General features: G+C 76.2%; 1 protein-coding gene. It reads right to left on the bottom strand.

What is annotated here, in order from left to right; all coding sequences use genetic code 11:
* Positions 1 to 111: 111 nt before the first annotated feature.
* Positions 112 to 1,040, bottom strand: a 929-nt coding sequence (locus ACJA3G_RS37530) for an ERAP1-like C-terminal domain-containing protein (protein WP_406557478.1), incomplete at its 5' end; no start/stop codon positions are given.

Here is a 1,040-nt window from a genome sequence, read left to right as displayed (position 1 = left end):
CGCCCCGCGGGGCGATCTCAACCCGAAAGTGGTACTTGGCCCCCGGAGGCGGGGTGCCGGGGGGTGGCGCGCTGGTATGAGCGCGCCACCCCCGTGACCGGGCCCGGCCGGTCAGGCGTTGCGTACCGCCAGTGCCCGGCGCAGGTCGTCGACCTGGTCGGCCAGTTTGCGGCGCAGCGCCGGCAGGAGGTCGTCGCGGGACAGGCACGCCTCGCCGAGGGCCACCGCCTCCTCGTCGACCGCGAAGTGCGGGAAGGCGTAGCGGCCGGCCGCCTCCGCGATGACGGGGCCGCGCCGGGCGGCCAGCGGGACCGCGTCCACGTAGAACGCGGCCACGTACTCCCTCAGGAGGTCGGCCTGTTCGGGCTGCCAGAAACCCTGGGCGGTGGCGGTGAACAGGTAGTTGGAGAGGGTGTCCCCCTCGAACATCGCGGCCCACGCGGCCGTCTTGGCCGACGGGTCGGGCAGCGCGGCGCGGCAGCGGGCGGCGCCCTCCTCGCCCGTGGCGCTGTGGTCGCGGGCCAGCTCGGCGTCGATCTCCGCCTCGGAGACCGCGCCCAGGACCGCGAGGCGGTTCAGGACGCGCCAGCGCAGCTCCGGGTCGAGCTCGGGGCCGCCGGGGACGCTCCCGTCGGCCAGCCACTCCTGGATGGTGTGGGGCTGGGCGGCGCAGTCGATGAAGTGGCGTACGGCGATGAGCCGCAGGCCCGGGTTGTCGCCGTCCTCGGTGCGCCGCAGCAGGTCCCGGGTGAGCTCGCCGAGGAGCGCGAGGGCGGCGGGGCGGGCGCTGTCGGGGAGGTAGCGGTCGGTGGCCTGGGCGGCGGCGAAGACGAGGACGCCCTGCACGACGGCGAGGTCCGACTCGTACGGCAGATGGGCGCGGGCCGCCTMCMKGKAGGCGGCGGGCGCGAGCTGGCCGTCGCGGACCATGTCGCGGGCGGCGTTCCAGACGACGGCGCGGGTGAGGGCGTCGGGCAGTCCGGACAGGGAGCGCAGGGCCGTCTGCCAGGACTCGGGGTCCAGGCGCACCTTGGCGTAGG

Source organism: Streptomyces sp. YS-3 (assembly GCF_045257485.1).
GTDB lineage: Bacteria > Actinomycetota > Actinomycetes > Streptomycetales > Streptomycetaceae > Streptomyces.
Note: the sequence above shows the minus strand (reverse complement) of the source record. Positions and strands in the feature narration are given on the sequence as shown.